Source organism: Enterobacter sp. UPMP2052, from assembly GCF_053709675.1.
On record NZ_JBSKJR010000002.1, the window covers coordinates 180,510 to 197,978 of the forward strand.

14 protein-coding genes are annotated in these 17,469 nt (G+C 56.8%); 5 read left to right on the forward strand and 9 right to left on the reverse strand.

Annotated features, from left to right (window positions below; translation table 11 throughout):
* Window positions 1–159: 159 nt before the first annotated feature.
* The 3 genes from adk (at window position 160) to ACWKX3_RS11010 (ending at window position 3,258) form a co-directional block, all read left to right on the forward strand.
* Entirely contained in the window at window positions 160–804 is a 645-nt protein-coding gene (adk, locus tag ACWKX3_RS11000) for an adenylate kinase (protein ID WP_006176952.1), read from the forward strand.
* A 124-nt stretch (window positions 805–928) separates the two neighbouring features.
* Window positions 929–1,891 carry a ferrochelatase gene (hemH, locus tag ACWKX3_RS11005; RefSeq protein ID WP_006176953.1) on the forward strand — a complete coding sequence of 321 codons (963 nt, stop codon included), beginning with the start codon at window positions 929–931 and terminating at the stop codon, window positions 1,889–1,891.
* Window positions 1,892–1,953: 62 nt separating this feature from the next.
* Window positions 1,954–3,258, forward strand: coding sequence for an inosine/guanosine kinase (locus ACWKX3_RS11010; RefSeq protein ID WP_006176954.1), 1,305 nt, complete (start codon window positions 1,954–1,956; stop codon window positions 3,256–3,258).
* Window positions 3,259–3,339: 81 nt separating this feature from the next.
* Here ACWKX3_RS11010 and ybaL read toward each other — a convergent pair whose 3' ends face one another.
* Both ybaL and ACWKX3_RS11020 read right to left on the reverse strand, forming a co-directional pair.
* Window positions 3,340–5,016: a YbaL family putative K(+) efflux transporter gene (gene ybaL / locus ACWKX3_RS11015; RefSeq protein ID WP_006176955.1), complete on the reverse strand. Its 1,677-nt coding sequence runs from the start codon at window positions 5,014–5,016 to the stop codon at window positions 3,340–3,342.
* A gap of 231 nt (window positions 5,017–5,247) precedes the next feature.
* Window positions 5,248–6,468: an MFS transporter gene (locus tag ACWKX3_RS11020; RefSeq protein WP_006176956.1), complete on the reverse strand. Its 1,221-nt coding sequence runs from the start codon at window positions 6,466–6,468 to the stop codon at window positions 5,248–5,250.
* Window positions 6,469–6,632: 164 nt separating this feature from the next.
* Between ACWKX3_RS11020 and ushA the strand changes: the two genes are divergently transcribed.
* Window positions 6,633–8,285 (forward strand): bifunctional UDP-sugar hydrolase/5'-nucleotidase UshA, encoded by a 1,653-nt coding sequence (gene ushA, locus ACWKX3_RS11025; protein ID WP_454541738.1) that lies wholly within the window; start codon window positions 6,633–6,635, stop codon window positions 8,283–8,285.
* Between the two features lie 119 nt (window positions 8,286–8,404).
* Here ushA and ybaK read toward each other — a convergent pair whose 3' ends face one another.
* The 3 genes from ybaK to copA all read right to left on the reverse strand — a co-directional run bounded on the left by ybaK (window position 8,405) and on the right by copA (window position 12,428).
* Window positions 8,405–8,884 (reverse strand): Cys-tRNA(Pro)/Cys-tRNA(Cys) deacylase YbaK, encoded by a 480-nt coding sequence (gene ybaK, locus ACWKX3_RS11030; protein WP_058609274.1) that lies wholly within the window; start codon window positions 8,882–8,884, stop codon window positions 8,405–8,407.
* Between the two features lie 200 nt (window positions 8,885–9,084).
* Window positions 9,085–9,879, reverse strand: a complete 795-nt coding sequence (locus tag ACWKX3_RS11035) for a TraB/GumN family protein (RefSeq protein ID WP_088207821.1) — start codon at window positions 9,877–9,879, stop codon at window positions 9,085–9,087.
* Window positions 9,880–9,929: 50 nt separating this feature from the next.
* Entirely contained in the window at window positions 9,930–12,428 is a 2,499-nt protein-coding gene (copA, locus tag ACWKX3_RS11040) for a copper-exporting P-type ATPase CopA (protein WP_137271701.1), read from the reverse strand.
* A 108-nt stretch (window positions 12,429–12,536) separates the two neighbouring features.
* On the opposite strand from copA, the gene cueR reads away from it, so the two are divergent.
* Window positions 12,537–12,947, forward strand: coding sequence for a Cu(I)-responsive transcriptional regulator (gene cueR, locus ACWKX3_RS11045; protein WP_006176961.1), 411 nt, complete (start codon window positions 12,537–12,539; stop codon window positions 12,945–12,947).
* Here cueR and ACWKX3_RS11050 read toward each other — a convergent pair.
* From ACWKX3_RS11050 to ACWKX3_RS11065, 4 genes are all read right to left on the reverse strand, one after another.
* The gene (locus ACWKX3_RS11050; RefSeq protein WP_101738133.1) at window positions 12,944–13,396 is read right to left on the reverse strand and encodes an NfeD family protein; all 453 of its coding nucleotides are present in this window, start codon (window positions 13,394–13,396) and stop codon (window positions 12,944–12,946) included. The two genes, cueR and ACWKX3_RS11050, sit on opposite strands and share 4 nt — an antisense overlap.
* Window positions 13,393–14,307, reverse strand: coding sequence for an SPFH domain-containing protein (locus ACWKX3_RS11055; RefSeq protein ID WP_006176963.1), 915 nt, complete (start codon window positions 14,305–14,307; stop codon window positions 13,393–13,395). The genes ACWKX3_RS11050 and ACWKX3_RS11055 overlap by 4 nt, the downstream gene beginning before the upstream one ends.
* Window positions 14,308–14,460: 153 nt before the next feature.
* Entirely contained in the window at window positions 14,461–15,315 is an 855-nt protein-coding gene (locus tag ACWKX3_RS11060; protein WP_454541739.1) for a hypothetical protein, read from the reverse strand.
* Between the two features lie 450 nt (window positions 15,316–15,765).
* On the reverse strand, window positions 15,766–17,310 hold the full coding sequence (locus ACWKX3_RS11065) for a hypothetical protein (RefSeq protein ID WP_454541740.1): 1,545 nt from the start codon (window positions 17,308–17,310) through the stop codon (window positions 15,766–15,768).
* Window positions 17,311–17,469 lie beyond the last annotated feature (159 nt).

Genomic DNA, 17,469 nt, shown 5'->3' on the forward strand with positions numbered 1-17,469 from the left:
GTGGGAGAGGGGTAGGGTGAGGGCAACAGACCACACTCCGCCAAATAATCTCCCCCGTTAACCGTTTCAGCCGTCCCGCCTTCCTTGAGCCACATCCGTTCTGATGGTATTGTTTAGCGCTTTTGAAAAATTGAACCAACTTTTGAGGGGATTTTCGCAATGCGTATTATTCTGCTTGGCGCTCCGGGCGCGGGTAAAGGAACTCAGGCTCAGTTCATCATGGAGAAATACGGTATTCCGCAAATCTCTACCGGTGACATGCTGCGTGCCGCTGTTAAATCTGGCTCCGAGCTGGGTAAACAGGCGAAAGACATCATGGACGCGGGCAAGCTGGTCACCGACGAGCTGGTTATCGCCCTGGTGAAAGAGCGCATTGCGCAGGAAGACTGCCGCAACGGTTTCCTGCTGGACGGTTTCCCGCGCACCATTCCACAGGCTGACGCCATGAAAGACGCTGGCATCACCGTGGACTACGTTCTGGAGTTCGACGTACCGGACGAGCTGATCGTTGACCGTATCGTTGGCCGTCGCGTGCACGCTGCCTCTGGCCGCGTTTATCACATCAAATTCAACCCACCTAAGGTTGAAGGCAAAGACGACGTGACTGGCGAAGAGCTGACCACCCGTAAAGATGACCAGGAAGAGACCGTGCGTAAGCGCCTGGTGGAATACCATCAGATGACCGCGCCGCTGATCGGCTACTACTCTAAAGAAGCGGAAGCGGGTAACACCAAATACGCGAAAGTTGACGGGACTCAACCTGTCGCTGACGTGCGTGCAGAGCTGGAAAAAATCCTCGGCTAAGTGCACTTTTCTCACCCGGCTCTCCGGGTGAGAAAAATTCTCATCCCACCTATTACAGCAATGGGTTTCGTTTACCCACATTTCCGCTACAATTGACCCCTATTCAAATGGTTAAGAGGCGTGAATGAGTCAGGCGAAAACCGGCATCCTGCTTGCCAATCTTGGCACTCCAGAAGCACCCACTCCGGACGCGGTAAAGCGTTACCTGCGCCAATTTTTAAGCGACACGCGCGTCGTGGATACCCCAAGACTGCTGTGGTGGCCGCTGCTGCGTGGTGTCATTCTGCCGATTCGTTCCCCGCGCGTGGCAAAGCTGTACCAGTCCGTCTGGATGGAAGAAGGCTCGCCGCTGATGGTCTACAGCCGTCGTCAGGAGAAGGCCCTGGCCGCCCGTCTGCCGGATATGCCCGTTGAGCTGGGGATGAGCTACGGCAAACCCTCCCTGAAAAGCGCCGTCGATGCGCTGCTGGCCCAGGGCGTTGAGCACATTGTGGTGCTGGCCCTCTATCCGCAATACTCCTGTTCCACGGTGGCTGCCGTCTGGGATGAGCTGGCGCGCATCCTGGCAACCCGCCGTCGCATTCCGGGCGTGACCTTTATTCGCGACTACGCTGATAACGAACTGTACATTAAGGCGCTTGCCAGCAGCGCGCGCGCGTCGTTTGAAAAACATGGCGAGCCGGACCTGCTGTTGCTCTCCTATCACGGCATTCCCCAGCGGTTTGCCAACGAAGGGGACGACTACCCGCAGCGTTGCCGCGATACCACGCGCGAGCTGGTCTCTGCGCTTGGCCTGCCGCCCGAGAAGGTGATGATGACCTTCCAGTCGCGCTTTGGCCGCGAGCCGTGGCTGACGCCGTACACCGACGAAACCCTCAAAATGCTTGGCGAGAAAGGCGTGAAGCATATTCAGGTGATGTCGCCGGGCTTTGCGGCGGACTGCCTGGAAACGCTCGAGGAAATTGCGGTACAAAACCGCGAATTCTTCCTTGAAGCCGGGGGGACAAAGTACGAGTACATTCCGGCACTTAACGACTCGCCGGAACACATCGAGATGATGGCCTCGCTGGTGACTCAAAGCCGCTGATCGCGCTGAAGGCCGGGTTTGTGCTACCATTCCCGGCCCATAATCCTTGCACAGTTCAGACCATGAAATTTCCCGGTAAACGTAAATCCAAACACTACTTTCCCGTCAACGCCCGCGATCCGCTTTTGCAGCAAATTCAGCCGGAAACCGAGACCAGCGCAGCCTGGGTGGTCGGTATCGATCAGACGCTGGTGGACATTGAAGCCAAAGTGGATGATGCGTTTGTCGCGCGTTACGGTCTGAGCGCCGGACACTCGCTGGTCATCGAAGATGACGTCGCCGAGGCGCTGTACCAGGAGCTGGTGCGTGAAAATCTCATCACCCACCAGTTTGCCGGGGGCACCATCGGCAATACCATGCACAACTACTCCGTGCTGGCCGACGACCGCTCGGTGCTGCTGGGCGTGATGTGCAGCAACATCGAAATTGGCGGCTACGCCTACCGCTACCTGTGCAACACCTCCAGCCGCACCGATCTGAACTATCTGCAGGGCGTCGACGGGCCAATTGGCCGCTGCTTCACGCTGATTAGCGACTCCGGCGAGCGTACGTTCGCCATCAGCCCGGGGCACATGAACAAGCTGCGCGCAGAAAGCATCCCAGAAGCGGTGATTGCGGGCGCGTCCGCGCTGGTGCTTACCTCCTATCTGGTGCGCTGCAAGCCCGGTGAGCCTATGCCGGAAGCGACCATGAAGGCGATCGAGTATGCCAAAAAATACAACGTGCCGGTTGTCCTGACGCTGGGCACGAAGTTTGTGATTGCCGATAATCCGCAGTGGTGGCAGACGTTCCTGAAAGAGCACGTCTCGATTCTGGCGATGAACGAAGAAGAGGCCGAAGCGCTGACCGGCGAAAGCGATCCGCTGCTGGCGTCGGATAAAGCGCTGGACTGGGTGGATCTGGTGCTCTGTACCGCCGGGCCGGTTGGGCTGTATATGGCGGGCTTTACGGAAGAAGAGAGCAAGCGTAAAACCCAGCATCCGCTGCTGCCGGGCGCGATTGCCGAGTTCAACCAGTACGAGTTTAGCCGCGCGATGCGTCACAAAGACTGCGTTAACCCGCTGCGTATTTTCTCCCACATCGCGCCGTATATGGGCGGACCGGAGAAAATCATGAACACCAACGGCGCGGGCGACGGTGCGCTGGCGGCGCTGCTCCACGACATTACCGCCAATGCCTACCATAAAACCAACGTGCCGAACTCCAGCAAGCACAAGTTCAGCTGGCTGACCTATTCGTCGCTGGCGCAGGTGTGTAAGTACGCGAACCGCGTGAGTTATCAGGTGCTCAACCAGCACTCCCCGCGCTTAACGCGTGGCCTGCCGGAACGGGAAGATAGCCTCGAAGAGGCGTACTGGGATCGTTAATTGCTAAAAGAAAACCCCGGTGGCGCTACGCTTACCGGGGCTACCTGTAGGCCTGCTTAGCGTAGCGCCAGCAGGCTTTTTTTAACCCGTCACCGCCTCTTCAATCGGCGGTTTCTCCAGCAGCGTGAACATCGTATTGGCAATCTCACGCTCGCCCATCACCACCTGATTAGCCCCGCGCTCGGTAATATAATCCACTTCGTCGTCATAGTGGGCGCGCGCGATTATCTCGATGTTCGGGCATTTTTCACGGGCGGTGGCGACAATCTCACCCGCTTCGTAGCCGTTAGGAATGGTCAGCAGCAGCCAGCGGGCGCAGTCCAGATGCGCCAGGTTCATGATCTCTTCATTGGCTGCATTGCCCAGCACGGCGCGGATGCCGCGCTCGCGCAGCTCATCAACCCGCGTGCGCGAGGTTTCAATCACCACCAGCGGAATGCCCTGAGCCATCAGCTTCTCGCCGAGCAGGCTGCCGACGCGGCCAAAGCCGACCAGCAGGGCATGGTTACAAATATCCACCGGGATCTGCTTCTCTTCTTCCGTGGCCTCTTCGAACGTCTGTTCTTCCAGCGTTTCGGTTTTCTCGAGGTATTTTTCGAGCAGCGCGAACAGCACCGGGTTGAGCATTATCGAGAGGATGGCCCCGGCCAGCACCAGATTTTGTCCGGCCTGCGGCAGCAGATTCAGCGCCATGCCAAGGCCGGCAAGAATAAAGGCGAACTCACCGATCTGCGCCAGGCTGGCGGCGATGGTCAGCGCCGTACGCGGCGAGTGGCCAAACATCCGTACCAGGAAGAAGGCAGCAACCGACTTGCCGAAGATGATAATCGCCAGGGTGCCGAGGACGGCCAGCGGCTGGTCAATGAGGATCAGCGGGTCAAACAGCATCCCGACGGAGACAAAGAACAGCACCGCAAACGCGTCGCGCAGCGGCAGAGTGTCATGCGCCGCGCGGTGGCTCAGCTCGGATTCGTTCAGCACCATCCCGGCGAAGAACGCGCCCAGCGCAAAGGAGACGTCGAACAATTCGACGGCGCCAAAGGCAATCCCCAGCGCCAGCGCGAGCACGGAAAGGGTAAACAGCTCGCGAGACCCGGTTGCGGCGCTGCGGGACATGATCCACGGCACCAGGCGGCGGCCCACGACCATCATGATGGCGATAAACGCCACAACCTTACCGATGGTTATACTCATATCCAGCGCCAGCGAGGCGAAGCCGACGTTATCTTTTTCCATCATTCCGGCGACGGCAGGCAGCAGAACCAGCGTCAAGACCATCACCAGATCTTCCACAATCAGCCAGCCAATGGCGATCTGCCCGCGCTGGCTGTCTATCAACTGCCTCTCTTCAAGCGCGCGCAGCAGCACCACGGTACTGGCGGTTGAGAGACACAGTCCGAATACAATGCCGGTCATCAACGACCAGCCAAGCACTGCCGAAAGCGCCATCCCCAGCAGCGTTGCCACCCCTATCTGGGCGATCGCTCCCGGTATGGCGATAGACTTTACCGCCATGAGATCTTTCAGTGAGAAGTGCAATCCCACGCCGAACATCAGCAAAATCACGCCCAATTCCGCCAGTTCAGGTGCCAGTTTGGTATCCGCCACAAAACCTGGCGTAAAGGGTCCCGCCAGCACACCCGCCAATAAATAGCCTACAAGAGGAGAAATACGAAGTTTGTTGGCAATCATGCCAAGAATAAAAGCGAGCACAAGTCCACCTACAATGGTGGTGATAAGCGGTGTGGCGTGGTGCATTCCGTCTCCTTTCGTCGTGGGTGTTCCATTTCTGGCGTAAATACCAAAAAGCCGAGTAATAGTTTATGACAATTTTCGCGCTTATGTTTATGAATAATTGTTGAAATTTGAATAAAACAGCAATAAGCGTGAAAAAAAGCAGATTTTGATAAATTCGCCGGGGGAACAGGAGGGAAGCCTTACAGCATCAGGAAGTGTGGCCGCCAAAGTTTAACTTTGGCGGCCGATAAACTACGCTTTGTGGCGGTTGTCAGGCAGGAATATGGTCAACATCCCCAGAAGTGGGAGGAAAGCACAGATTTTATAGACCAGGAAGATGCTGGTATGGTCCGCAACCATCCCCAGTACCGCAGCACCCAGGCCGCCCATACCGAAAGCGAAACCGAAAAACAGCCCGGAAACCATACCGATACGCCCCGGTAACAGCTCTTGCGCGTAGACCAGAATCGCCGAGAAAGCCGATGCGAGGATAAAACCAATGATAACGGTTAAAATCCCGGTCCATTCCAGGCTTGCGTACGGTAAAACAAGCGTAAAGGGCGCAACGCCGAGGATAGAGCCCCAAATCACATATTTACGCCCGATTTTATCGCCAACAGGCCCGCCAATTACCGTGCCGGCAGCCACCGCAAACAGGAAGGCAAAGAGGTGGAACTGGGCGTTTTGTACCGATAATCCGAATTTTTGCATCAGATAAAAGGTGTAATAGCTGCTGATGCTCGCCATATAGAAATATTTGGAGAATATCAGCACCAGAAGTACCGATACGGCCAGGATGACCTTATTGCGCGGCAGAGGGTTAACCACTTTCGCGACGGGCTTGCCCTTGTTCACGCGATGCTGAGCGGCATACCAGCGGCTGATCTGCGCCAGCACAACGATCGCCAGCAGCGCGGCGAGCACAAACCACGCCACGTTACCTTTACCGTAAGGGGCGATGATCACCGCGGCCAGCAGCGGGCCTAGAGAGCTGCCAAAGTTTCCGCCGACCTGGAACAGCGACTGCGCCAGCCCGTGACGGCCGCCAGAGGCCATACGCGCCACGCGGGACGATTCCGGGTGGAAGACCGACGAGCCGGTACCTACCAGCGCGGCGGCTATCAGCACCGCCTCGAAGCTGCCCGCCATCGCCAGCAATACCAGCCCGCTTAACGTAAAGCACATGCCAATCGGCAGTGACCACGGCATCGGGTACTTATCCGTCCAGTAGCCCACCACCGGTTGCAGCAGCGACGAGGCCAGCTGGAAGGTGAGGGTGATCATCCCGATCTGCACGAAGGTTAATGAGAACTCAGACTGCAACAGCGGATATATCGCCAGAATCAACGACTGGATCATGTCGTTGAGCAGATGAGAAAGACTGATTGCGCCTAATACTTTAAAAGAGGTGCGCGAGGCTGGCGGCGACGCCGGAGCGCCCGTCGCGGGCTGGGTTGATTCACTGATTGCCATAAATACCACGTCGTTTTGTTATTAGAAATGCAGGGTGTAATTATTATCCGACTAACATACCCGTCCCCGACATTTGAAGAAAGTCGCAATTCTGAAAACATATTTGTCTATTCTGATTACTCATTGTAATTTTTGCGTTTGTCTATGGGTCAGGGAGAGAGAAGATGAAGTTTATTAAACGTGGCGTCGCGCTGGCGCTGCTTGCCGCGTGGGGCATGGCAAGCCTGCCCGCGCAGGCGTACGAACAAGACAAAACCTATAAAATTACCATCCTGCATACTAACGATCATCACGGCCATTTCTGGCGCAGTGAATACGGTGAATATGGCCTGTCTGCGCAAAAAACGCTGGTGGATGGCATTCGTAAAGAGGTGGCGGCTGAAGGCGGAAGCGTGCTTCTGCTGTCGGGCGGGGATATTAATACCGGCGTGCCGGAGTCGGATTTGCAGGATGCCGAACCCGATTTCCGCGGCATGAATTTAATCGGTTACGACGCGATGGCCGTCGGTAACCATGAGTTTGATAATCCGCTGACCGTGCTGCGCCAGCAGGAAAAATGGGCGAAATTCCCGTTCCTCTCCGCCAATATTTACCAGAAAAGCACCGGCGAACGTCTGTTTAAACCCTGGGCGCTGTTCAAGCGTCAGGGTCTTAACATCGCGGTGATTGGCTTAACGACCGACGATACGGCGAAAATCGGCAATCCTGAATTCTTTACCGATATTGAATTCCGCAAACCGGCAGACGAAGCGAAGCTGGTTATCCAGGAGCTGCAGCAGAACGAGAAGCCGGATGTGATCATCGCCACGACCCATATGGGCCACTACGACAACGGTGAGCACGGTTCCAATGCGCCGGGCGACGTCGAGATGGCGCGCAGTCTGCCCGCCGGCTCGCTGGCAATGATTGTGGGCGGTCACTCACAGGACCCGGTGTGCATGGCATCAGAGAATAAAAAACAGGTGGATTACGTGCCCGGCACGCCGTGCGCGCCAGACCGTCAGAACGGCATCTGGATTGTCCAGGCGCATGAGTGGGGCAAATACGTGGGCCGCGCGGACTTTGAATTCCGCAACGGCGAGATGAAGCTGGTGCACTACCAGCTGATCCCGGTCAACCTGAAGAAGAAAGTGACCTACCCGGACGGGAAAAGCGAGCGCGTGCTCTACACCCCGGAAATCCCGGAAAATCAGCAGATGCTCTCCCTGCTGACGCCGTTCCAGAGCAAGGGCAAAGCGCAGCTGGACGTTAAGATCGGCACCCTCAACGGTCGCCTGGAAGGGGATCGCAGTAAGGTCCGCTTCGTGCAGACCAACATGGGCCATCTGGTGCTGGCGGCGCAAATGGCGCGGACCGGGGCAGACTTTTGCGTCATGAGCGGCGGGGGCATTCGTGACTCTATCGAGGGCGGCAATATCACTTATAAAGACGTGCTGAAGGTTCAGCCGTTTGGCAACATCGTGGTTTATGTCGATATGAGCGGCAAAGAGGTGACAGACTACCTGACCGCCGTGGCGCAAATGAAACCGGACTCTGGCGCCTATCCGCAGTTTGCCAACGTTAGCTTTGTGGCGAAAGACGGCAAGCTTAACGATCTCAAAATCAAAGGCGAGCTGGTCGACCCTGCTAAAACCTACCGTATGGCGACGTTAAGCTTTAACGCCACCGGCGGCGACGGCTATCCGCATATCGATAACAAACCAGGCTATGTGAACACTGGCTTTATCGATGCGGAAGTGTTGAAACAGTTTATCGAGCAAAATTCACCGATTGACGTGAACGCGTACGAGCCGAAAGGCGAGGTAAGCTGGCAGTAGCGTTGTGCGGCCTGATGCCCTCACCCCAACCCTCTCCCACCGGGAGAGGGCGCGAACACAAAAAACGGTAACGCCTGTTACCGTTTTGCTTTTACCTCGTAGCCGCCACCCGGCTTTTTTTACTCCCTGCGCGCAATATCCGCAAACTTCGCGTCGAGCATTTTTGCCAGATCGCTCGCCGCCAGTTCAATATCCAGCCCGCGCTTGCCGCCTGAAATGTAGATGGTGTCAAATTCCTGCGAAGGGGCATCGATCAGCGTGGGCAGGCGTTTTTTCTGCCCGAGCGGGCTGATCCCGCCGACCAGATAGCCGGTGGTGCGTTGCGCAACCATCGGGTCCGCCATATCGACCTTTTTGGCCCCCAGCGCTTTGGCGACTTTTTTGAGATCCAGCTGACCGGCCACCGGCGTTACCGCCACGGCGAGGTGCTTCATGTCACCATTCATCGCGACCAGCAGCGTTTTGTAAACCTGGTCCGCGTTCAGCCCCAGTTTACGCACCACTTCATCACCAAAATTGGTTTCGTTCGGATCGTGATCGTAAGTATGGATCCGGAAAGTAATCTTGTTTTTTTCGAGTAATTTAACGGCGGGAGTCATAGCTATCCTTCTCACATCAGACATTTCATGCTGGCAGCATACGCCTGACGGTTGTCTAAAAAATAGCACCATCTTGCGCAATAGTGTTGGCAGTGATGGTCACTTTGAGCGACAATCGGCTCAACCGAAGGTCTCCTTCGGCATAATAAAAACGATGAAATTCCTCTTTGACGGGCCAATAGAGATATTGGCCATTTTTTTTATTTCAGCAGCGACGGCAAGTTTCCCTCACCGTATAAATGCAGCGCGCCGACCGCGACGACGTATCGCCCGGCGGGCAGCGCATGCAGCCTTTCGCGCCATGCCTGGTTACGCGCGTTCATCAGCACATCGTACAACGACTCACTGAAGGTCGAAGGCAGCGCCAGCGTGCTGTCCGCAGGCGGGGCATTAAGCCACCAGCCTATCATCGTTTGCAGCAGACGGGCGTTAGTGTGCCAGTGGGTCAGGGTATCATCCAGCAGCATCAGGCCATCATCGGGAAGCTGGCGAAGCAGGGCGATCTGGCTGTCCGTACCTTCCAGCTCGATAATGGCGAGACGGCGCGCGCGGGCCGCGTTCAACAGCTGATAATCGATGCCGTAATCCCCGCGCAAACCGAGACGCTGCGCCTGGGTAGCCTGAAGCACCATGGCAATTTGCCACAGCGGCAGCGTATCCAGCATCGTCAGCGACACGCCGGTTTCATTTGCGATACGCTCCAGTTCCGCCAGCTGCGTCGCATTCAGTCGCGCAGCCAGAGGGGTATCGCTTTCCAGCCCGGCAAACGGCGACTCCTGACCTGAGATATCCGCCTCAACGACCAGCGCGTCGGCATTTTTCAGCAGTTTAAGCAGGCCGGAGGGCAGGGGAGACATATCCTGCGTGCCCATATGAATACTGCCAACCAGGTGCAACTGTTGGCCGCCCGGGAGGGCAATATCCATACCGGGCCAGGCATAACGGCGGGGAAACAGGGCGCGAAACGATGCTTTTATACGATGAATCAGACTCATACGCGCTCCATGAACGGAAAGGTTCATGCTAGCGCGTACGAGTACAAGGTTCAATCCTTCGGTGTAAACCGCAGCAGCCGGTTGGCGTTGCTCACCACTGTGATGGAGGAGAGCGCCATGGCGGCCCCCGCCACGACCGGGTTCAGCAGCGTGCCGGTCAGCGGCCACAAAATCCCGGCGGCAATCGGAATGCCGAACGCGTTGTAGATAAACGCCCCGAGCAGGTTCTGCTTCATGTTGCGCAACGTGGCTTTTGATATCGCCAGCGCGTCCGCAACGCCGGTCAGGCTGTGACGCATCAGCGTAATTGCCGCCGTCTCAATGGCGACATCGCTGCCGCCGCCCATCGCAATGCCCACTTCCGCCTGCGCCAGCGCCGGGGCGTCGTTAATGCCGTCGCCGACCATCGCCACCTGACGACCCTGCGCTTGCAGCGCCTTGATAGCGTCGGCTTTGCCGTCCGGCAGCACGCCCGCAATTACCTCATCAATACCCGCCTCTTTGGCGATTGCATTGGCGGTTGTGGGGTTATCGCCGGTCAGCATCACCAGGCGATAGCCCGCGCGATGCAGGCGCTGGAGTGCTTCTACGCTGTCCGGACGCAGCGGATCGCGAACGGCAAACAGCGCCGCCGCTTTGCCATCCACCGCCAGCAGTACCGGAGTGGCCCCCTGAGACGCCTGCGCGTTCAGTTCACTCTCAAGCGCGGAGGTATCCACGCCGTTTTCATTCAGCAGGGCCTGATTGCCCAGCAGCAGCGCGTGCCCCTCGGCTTCACCGCTCACGCCCAGCCCGCGCAGGGTGCGGAATTGACTGACGTCAGGCAGCGCGGCGCTTTCCGCCTTATCCAGAATGGCGCGGGCCAGCGGGTGGCTGGAGCCTTGCTCCAGCGCAGCGGCCAGGCGCAGCGCGTCTTCCTGGGCGAGTCCAGGGGTATGGACCGCCACCACCTGCGGTTTGCCCTCGGTCAGCGTCCCGGTCTTATCGAACACCAGGGTGTCGAGGGTGCTGGCGCGCTGCAGCGCATCGGCGTCACGCACCAGCACGCCAAATTCGGCGGCGCGGCCCACGCCGGAGATAATCGACATCGGCGTTGCCAGGCCCAGCGCGCAAGGGCAGGCGATGATCAGCACCGTGGTGGCGATGGTCAGGGTATAAACAATCTGCGGAGCCGGGCCAAAGAGGTACCAGATGGCCCCGCTCAGCAGGGCGATACAGACCACCACCGGGACAAAAATGGCGGAGATTTTATCGGCAAGCTGCCCTATTTCAGGCTTGCTGCTCTGCGCCTGCCGTACCAGCCGAATAATGCGCGACAGCGTAGTGTGGTTGCCGACCGCACGAGCGCTGAACAATACGCTACCGTCCTGGACAACCGTCCCGGCGTGCACGACATCGCCCTGTGATTTTTGCTGCGGGATGGGTTCGCCGGTCAGCATGGCTTCATCCAGCCAGGCTTCTCCCTGTACGATCTCACCGTCGACGGGAACGCGATCGCCCGTAGTCAGGCGCAGCGTCATGCCGGGCTGCACCTCCGCCAGCGGTACGCTCCGTTCGCCGTCGTCGGTTACCACGCGTGCCGTCGGCGGGGTTAAATCAAGGAGTCGCTCCAGCGCTTTCGAGGAGCGCTGACGCGCGCGGGCTTCGAGCATATGGCCTAAGTTGATCAGGCCGATGATCATCGCGCTCGCTTCGTAGTAAAGGTGCCGGGCCTCCATCGGGAACCACTGCGGCCAGAGGTTAACGCTCATCGAGTAGAGCCACGCCGCACCGGTGCCGAGCGCGACCAGCGTATCCATTGTTGCCGTGCGGTTTTTCAGGCTTTTCCAGGCGCTGGAATAGAAGTGACCGCCCGCAAAAACCATCACCGCCAGCGTGACCAGACCAATCACCAGCCACAGCGTACGGTTATCGTCGGTGACCATCATGTTGTCGCCGAGCATGCCCCACACCATCACCGGAATACCAACCAGCAGAGCGACAATCGCCTGCCAGCGGAAGCGTTTCATGGTGGCGATGGCGGTTTCCTGCTGGCGTTCGCGGCGTTCGGCATCGTCTTCGATCGCCTCTGCGCCGTAGCCCGCTTTTTCAACCGCCTGCACTAATTCTGCGGCGGAGGCACTGCCCATAACCAGCGCAGTCCGCTCCGCAAGGTTTACCCGTGCCTGCGCAACGCCCGGTACGGCCTGTAAGGCATTTTGTACCCGGGAGACGCAGCTGGCGCAGCTCATGCCGTTGATCAGCAACTGCTGGCTGTCATCAACGTCATCCGCTACCGGAAGCTCAGGAGAGACCGCTGTCAGTGCTTCCGACGGGGTTGATGACTCTGTCAGCGGTTTAGCCTTTGGGTGGCTCAGCTCCGCCCCGTAACCGGCCTGTTTAATGGTGTCGATGAGCGCCTCGGCGCTGGCGCTGCCGATCACGGCTGCATGGTCGATGGTCACGTCAGCACTTTCCACATCAGGGCGCTGCTCCAGGCTTTCTTTAACGCGTTTGACGCAGTGGCCGCAGGAGAGGCCATCCAGCGTCAGGTCAATAGTGTGAGACATAACAAAACTCCCGTATAATGTTTTGGTCAGTTGTTGACCGGAGTAACGCTTTTCGTTAGCTGTTATAAAGGTTAAACCTTCCATCAAGGGGAAGGTCAAGGGGGAAATGTGAATATCAGTGATGTGGCGAAAAAAACCGGATTAACCAGCAAAGCGATCCGCTTCTATGAAGAGAAAGGGCTGGTGACGCCGCCGCTGCGCAGCGAGAATGGCTATCGCAGCTACACCCAGCGGCACCTCGATGAGCTGACGCTACTGCGACAGGCAAGGCAGGTAGGATTTAACCTTGAAGAGTGCGGCGAGCTGGTGAACCTGTTTAACGATCCGAAACGCCACAGCGCCGACGTCAAAAAACGCACGCTGGAAAAAGTGGCGGAGATCGAACGGCATATTGTTGAGCTGCAGACGATGCGCGAACAGCTGCTGCAGTTGGCGAATGCCTGCCCGGGAGATGACAGCGCCGACTGCCCGATTATCGACAATCTTTCCGGCTGCTGTCATCGCAAGGTGCATAGCTAGCAGGCCCTGACCCGCAGCGTTATCCCTTCTACTGCCATGACCTCTACCTGCGTTCCGGCAGCGAGGTCTGCATCGGCCACGACCGGCCACGAGCTGTCACCCACGCGCATGTGGCCGCGGCCATTCACCAGGGTGGTATCGAGCGTAAAACGCCTGCCGACGATCTGCTGCCCGCGCTGGTTAAGGTGGGCATCCGCGGGTTTTTGCTCGCTCACCCGCTTGTTAAGCCAGCGCCACCACAGCCACGCGGCAACGAGAGTCAGAACCGCGAACAAGACGCCTTGTCCTTCCCAACCGACCGGCAGCAGCCAGACGACAAGCCCGGTGATCACGGCAGCGACGCCGCTCCAGAGCAGATAACCGTTGCCCCCCAGCATCTCGGCGGCGAGCAATAAGCCCCCGAGGCTAAGCCAGAAGGCATGAGGATGGGCGACGATAAGCTCAATCATCTTTTACGCTCGTTTCCGCTGTCTTTGATCAGTTCGGTGATACCGGCGATAGAGCCCATCAGGCTGGTGGCATCCAGCGGCATCATCACCACTTTGCTGTTGTTCGCCGAGCCAATCTCTTTCAGCGCGTCCGTGTATTTCTGCGCAACGAAGTAGTTCACCGCCTGAATATCCCCGGCGGCAATCGCCTCGGATACCATCTGCGTCGCACGGGCTTCTGCTTCTGCCGAACGCTCACGCGCCTCGGCCTGCAAAAATGCCGACTGACGCTCGCCCTCGGCTTTCAGGATCTGCGACTGCTTTTCCCCTTCCGCTTTTAGGATTTCTGCCTGACGTACGCCTTCAGCTTCCAGGATATAGGCGCGCTTGGTACGTTCCGCTTTCATCTGGGCGTTCATGGAGGAAATCAGTTCTGCCGGAGGGCGAACGTCGCGGATCTCAATACGGGTGACTTTGATCCCCCACGGATTGGTCGCTTCATCGACAATGTGCAGAAGGCGGGTGTTGATGCTGTCACGCTGGGAGAGCATCTCATCCAGCTCCATCGAGCCCAGCACGGTACGGATGTTGGTCATCGTCAGGTTGACGATAGCCAGTTCCAGGTTGCTGACTTCGTACGCCGCTTTTGGCGCATCGATCACCTGAATAAAGCAGACCGCATCGATGGTCACGTTGGCGTTGTCCTTGGAGATGACCTCCTGGGACGGAATATCCAGCACCTGTTCCATCATGTTGATCTTACGACCAATTCTGTCCATGAAAGGCACAATAAGGCTCAAGCCTGGCGTTAGCGTATTGGTGTAGCGGCCAAAGCGCTCGACCGTCCACTGATAGCCCTGCGGGACAATTTTGACGCCAGCGCCGACGATGACCAGCGCAACGAAGATAAGGACTGGAATAACAATGAGCATTAAAACCTCCTGTTTTGCATGCCGAAAATAGAAAAAAACGCGTGTGTAGTATCGGTAAGTATATCGGCTATCGGATATAAATTCGCCTCTTTAAAGAGGGGGGTTCCAGACTTGAAAAAGGAAAATGCCCCGCCGGATGGCAGGGCGCGAGAGTCAGTTTGCGGGATGGGTATAGGTAAAATCGGCGATGAAACCGTCGCCCTCGTCGGCGATGGCTTTTGATAGCCCCTGATAGTAATTTTCCAGCCCCAGGGCTTCGATTTGCTGGATCTGCTCGCGGATAGGGGCGCAGAACAGGACCGCGTTCCCCGCTTCAACACGCTTGTTGTTTGGCGGGAGGTCGCCTGTTATGGCTTTAAACCACGTTCTGATCCCTTGCTTTAAGTTCTGCGGGGCTTTGGCGAGATTTTCGCTGTCGGTCAGCACCTGCAGGGTCGGAAATTCATTGGCATAGACCGCGCGCTTCATGCGTTCAAAAAACTGGCTAAAAAGTTCGAATGAATTGAGATCGGTCACGCGCGGCTTGGTGGTTTTGCCGTTTTTATTGCCCGGTTTACGCGGCGATTTCACCGACGCCGGGTTCGCATTCGCTTTTTCGAGATCAAGGCCAAACAGCTGATTACAGTGCGCGCGACGCTCTTTAAGCGGGTAGGACAACAAAACATCAATAAACTGGGTGGCTTTTACCTTCGCGAGATTATGGTTAATCAGCCACTGCGTGCGGGAATACTCAGCCGGAGAGACGAACCAGTCCGGTATTTCGCTAAAGCGTTTGGATTTTCCCTTGCTGTCAAATTCGATAAAGTGCGCGCCATCGTCGAAGGCAAAATAACAATTTTTAAAGCTGCCAATCGTGGTGTTCACGATCAGCGCCTTCTTAACAAAATCGACGACCTCTGCACCGATGACAAAACTCGTGAGTTCTGAAGAATTGATGACTTCCATTAATGTTTCAACATCAGGAACGCCTGGCTTCAGGGAAGAGAACTCATAAAAGATATGTGTCATGCCGCATACTTCCTATAGTTATAAGAGTGTCAATTTGTATGCTAAAAAGTTTAACACCCCGCAATGGCATAGGCTATTAGCAGCGCATGCGGGAACACTTTAGCGATCACAAATGGAAGATATACGTTACTTTTTAATGTCAACATGTCAAATTTGATTGACATTTAACTGACTAATAAAGGGTTGAATGCGTTCTCTTCGCATCTGCATGTTACAACACTTAATACTTGCTTAAGTGAGTCTGTTTTCAGAATACAAAAAAGCCGCCTGAGTGGCGGCCCGAATGTGTAAGGGTGAGGCAAGGGAGGACGTAGTGTGCTTAGCGCAACCCACCTGGCTGCGGGTGATTAAGACCAGAACCGCGGGCGGCGTTCCTTTTATGGTGAGACGTTAATTAATAAGAAAACGTTAACAGGCCGCTTTTAAGACGGCCTGCTGGATAAAATGAGATTAGAAATCGCCAGAAATACCCGCGCCTGCCATCCAGCCGCTGTCGAAGGAGCTTGATGCCTGCATGTTTACCGCAACGTGGCGGGTAATCCCTTTCTGGATCCCTGCAGCCAGCGCCGCACCGTCACCGTTAGCGGTGCCGGTTGAGAGCGCCCATGCGTTATCTGAGTGATAGTGGAGGCTGGACATCGCCGCGGCGTTATTCAGGCCACGTTTCAGTTCGTCCCGGGTGTCATCAATCTCTCTCGCGTTGCGATCGATAGCCTTGCTGTTGCTCTCGATGCGCTGGCTGTTGTTCTCGATGCGCTGCGAGTTATCCGCAACCTGACGGTTATTGCTCTGGGCAACATAGTAATTGTTCACCTGATTGATCTCGGTGACGGTACCGGCAGAACCGTTTGCCTTCGCTGAAGGTTCTGTGGTGGTTGTCGTTTTCGTCGTGTTATCAATGTAAGTGACGCTACTGGTGCGAGGCGTTTGCGGATTGATCAGGGTGCCTTTTGGCAGGCCTGCCGTTGTAGTCAATACCGGGGTTTTAGCGATCAGCGTTGTAGAGGTAGACGTTCCGGTGTGAGGAAGCGGTGGCGTCTTTTGAGCAGGCAGCACAGGCTGAGGGGTTTTCTGCGACACGGGCTCGACCGTTAGCACCGGGGCATTCTTCGGTTGCGGGATCGCCTGTGGAATAGCCTGAGGCTGTTTCTGCGGTACAGCCTGGACGAGCAGCACAGGGGCTTTCATCGGCTGCGGGATCGCCTGCGGCGTTGCCTGAGGAACAGCCTGCGGCACGGCCTGAACTTTTAGCACGGGGGCTTTGATCGGCTGCGGGATCGCCTGCGGAATGGCCTGAGGCGCAATCTGCGGCACGGCCTGGACTTTCAGCACGGGGGCTTTGATCGGCTGCGGGATCGCCTGCGGAATGGCCTGAGGTGCAATCTGCGGCACGGCCTGAATTTTCAGGACAGGGGCTTTCATCGGCTGCGGGATCGCCTGCGGAATAGCCTGAGGCGCAATCTGCGGCACGGCCTGAATTTTCAGGGCAGGGGCTTTCATCGGTTGCGGGATCGCCTGCGGAATGGCCTGAGGCGCAATCTGCGGCACGGCCTGAATTTTCAGGGCAGGGGCTTTCATCGGCTGCGGGATCGCCTGCGGCGTTGCCTGAGGAATAGGCTGCGGCACAGCGTGGGATGTCGGAACGGCATCAGGGGTTGCCGTTTTTAATGCCAGACGCGCGGCATCCAGCTGTGTTCTGCCGAATTTGTCCTCACGGCGAGTAGCCTTGATTCGATCAATGGCATCGCTGTGTGCCTGAACGGCTGCTGTGGCTTCAGGGGAATAAACGCCGTATTGAGAAAATGCGGCATACATGGCCTGGCCGGTGACTCTCTCGTTCTGCAACGCCGTGCTATACGATTTTCTTGCGAGATGGGAGAATTGTGCAGCGCCCTGCAGATTGGTCGCGGCTTGCTCAGTACTGATGGCGAATGCCGCCGGCGCAACAAGGCACATCGCCATGCCAGAGACAAGCATCTTCACGGTGGTTTTCATTTTTCACTTCCTGACTATCATCATTAGGCGTCATTTCACACGTAAAGTTATCGATGACTTCATTGTGTGAGTAATAACAGTTTATATAGGGGTTGATTAAGGTTTGGTTAGTCTTTGCTTTGACTTTTGTGTGACTGATTCTAGATTGTGTCTATGTGT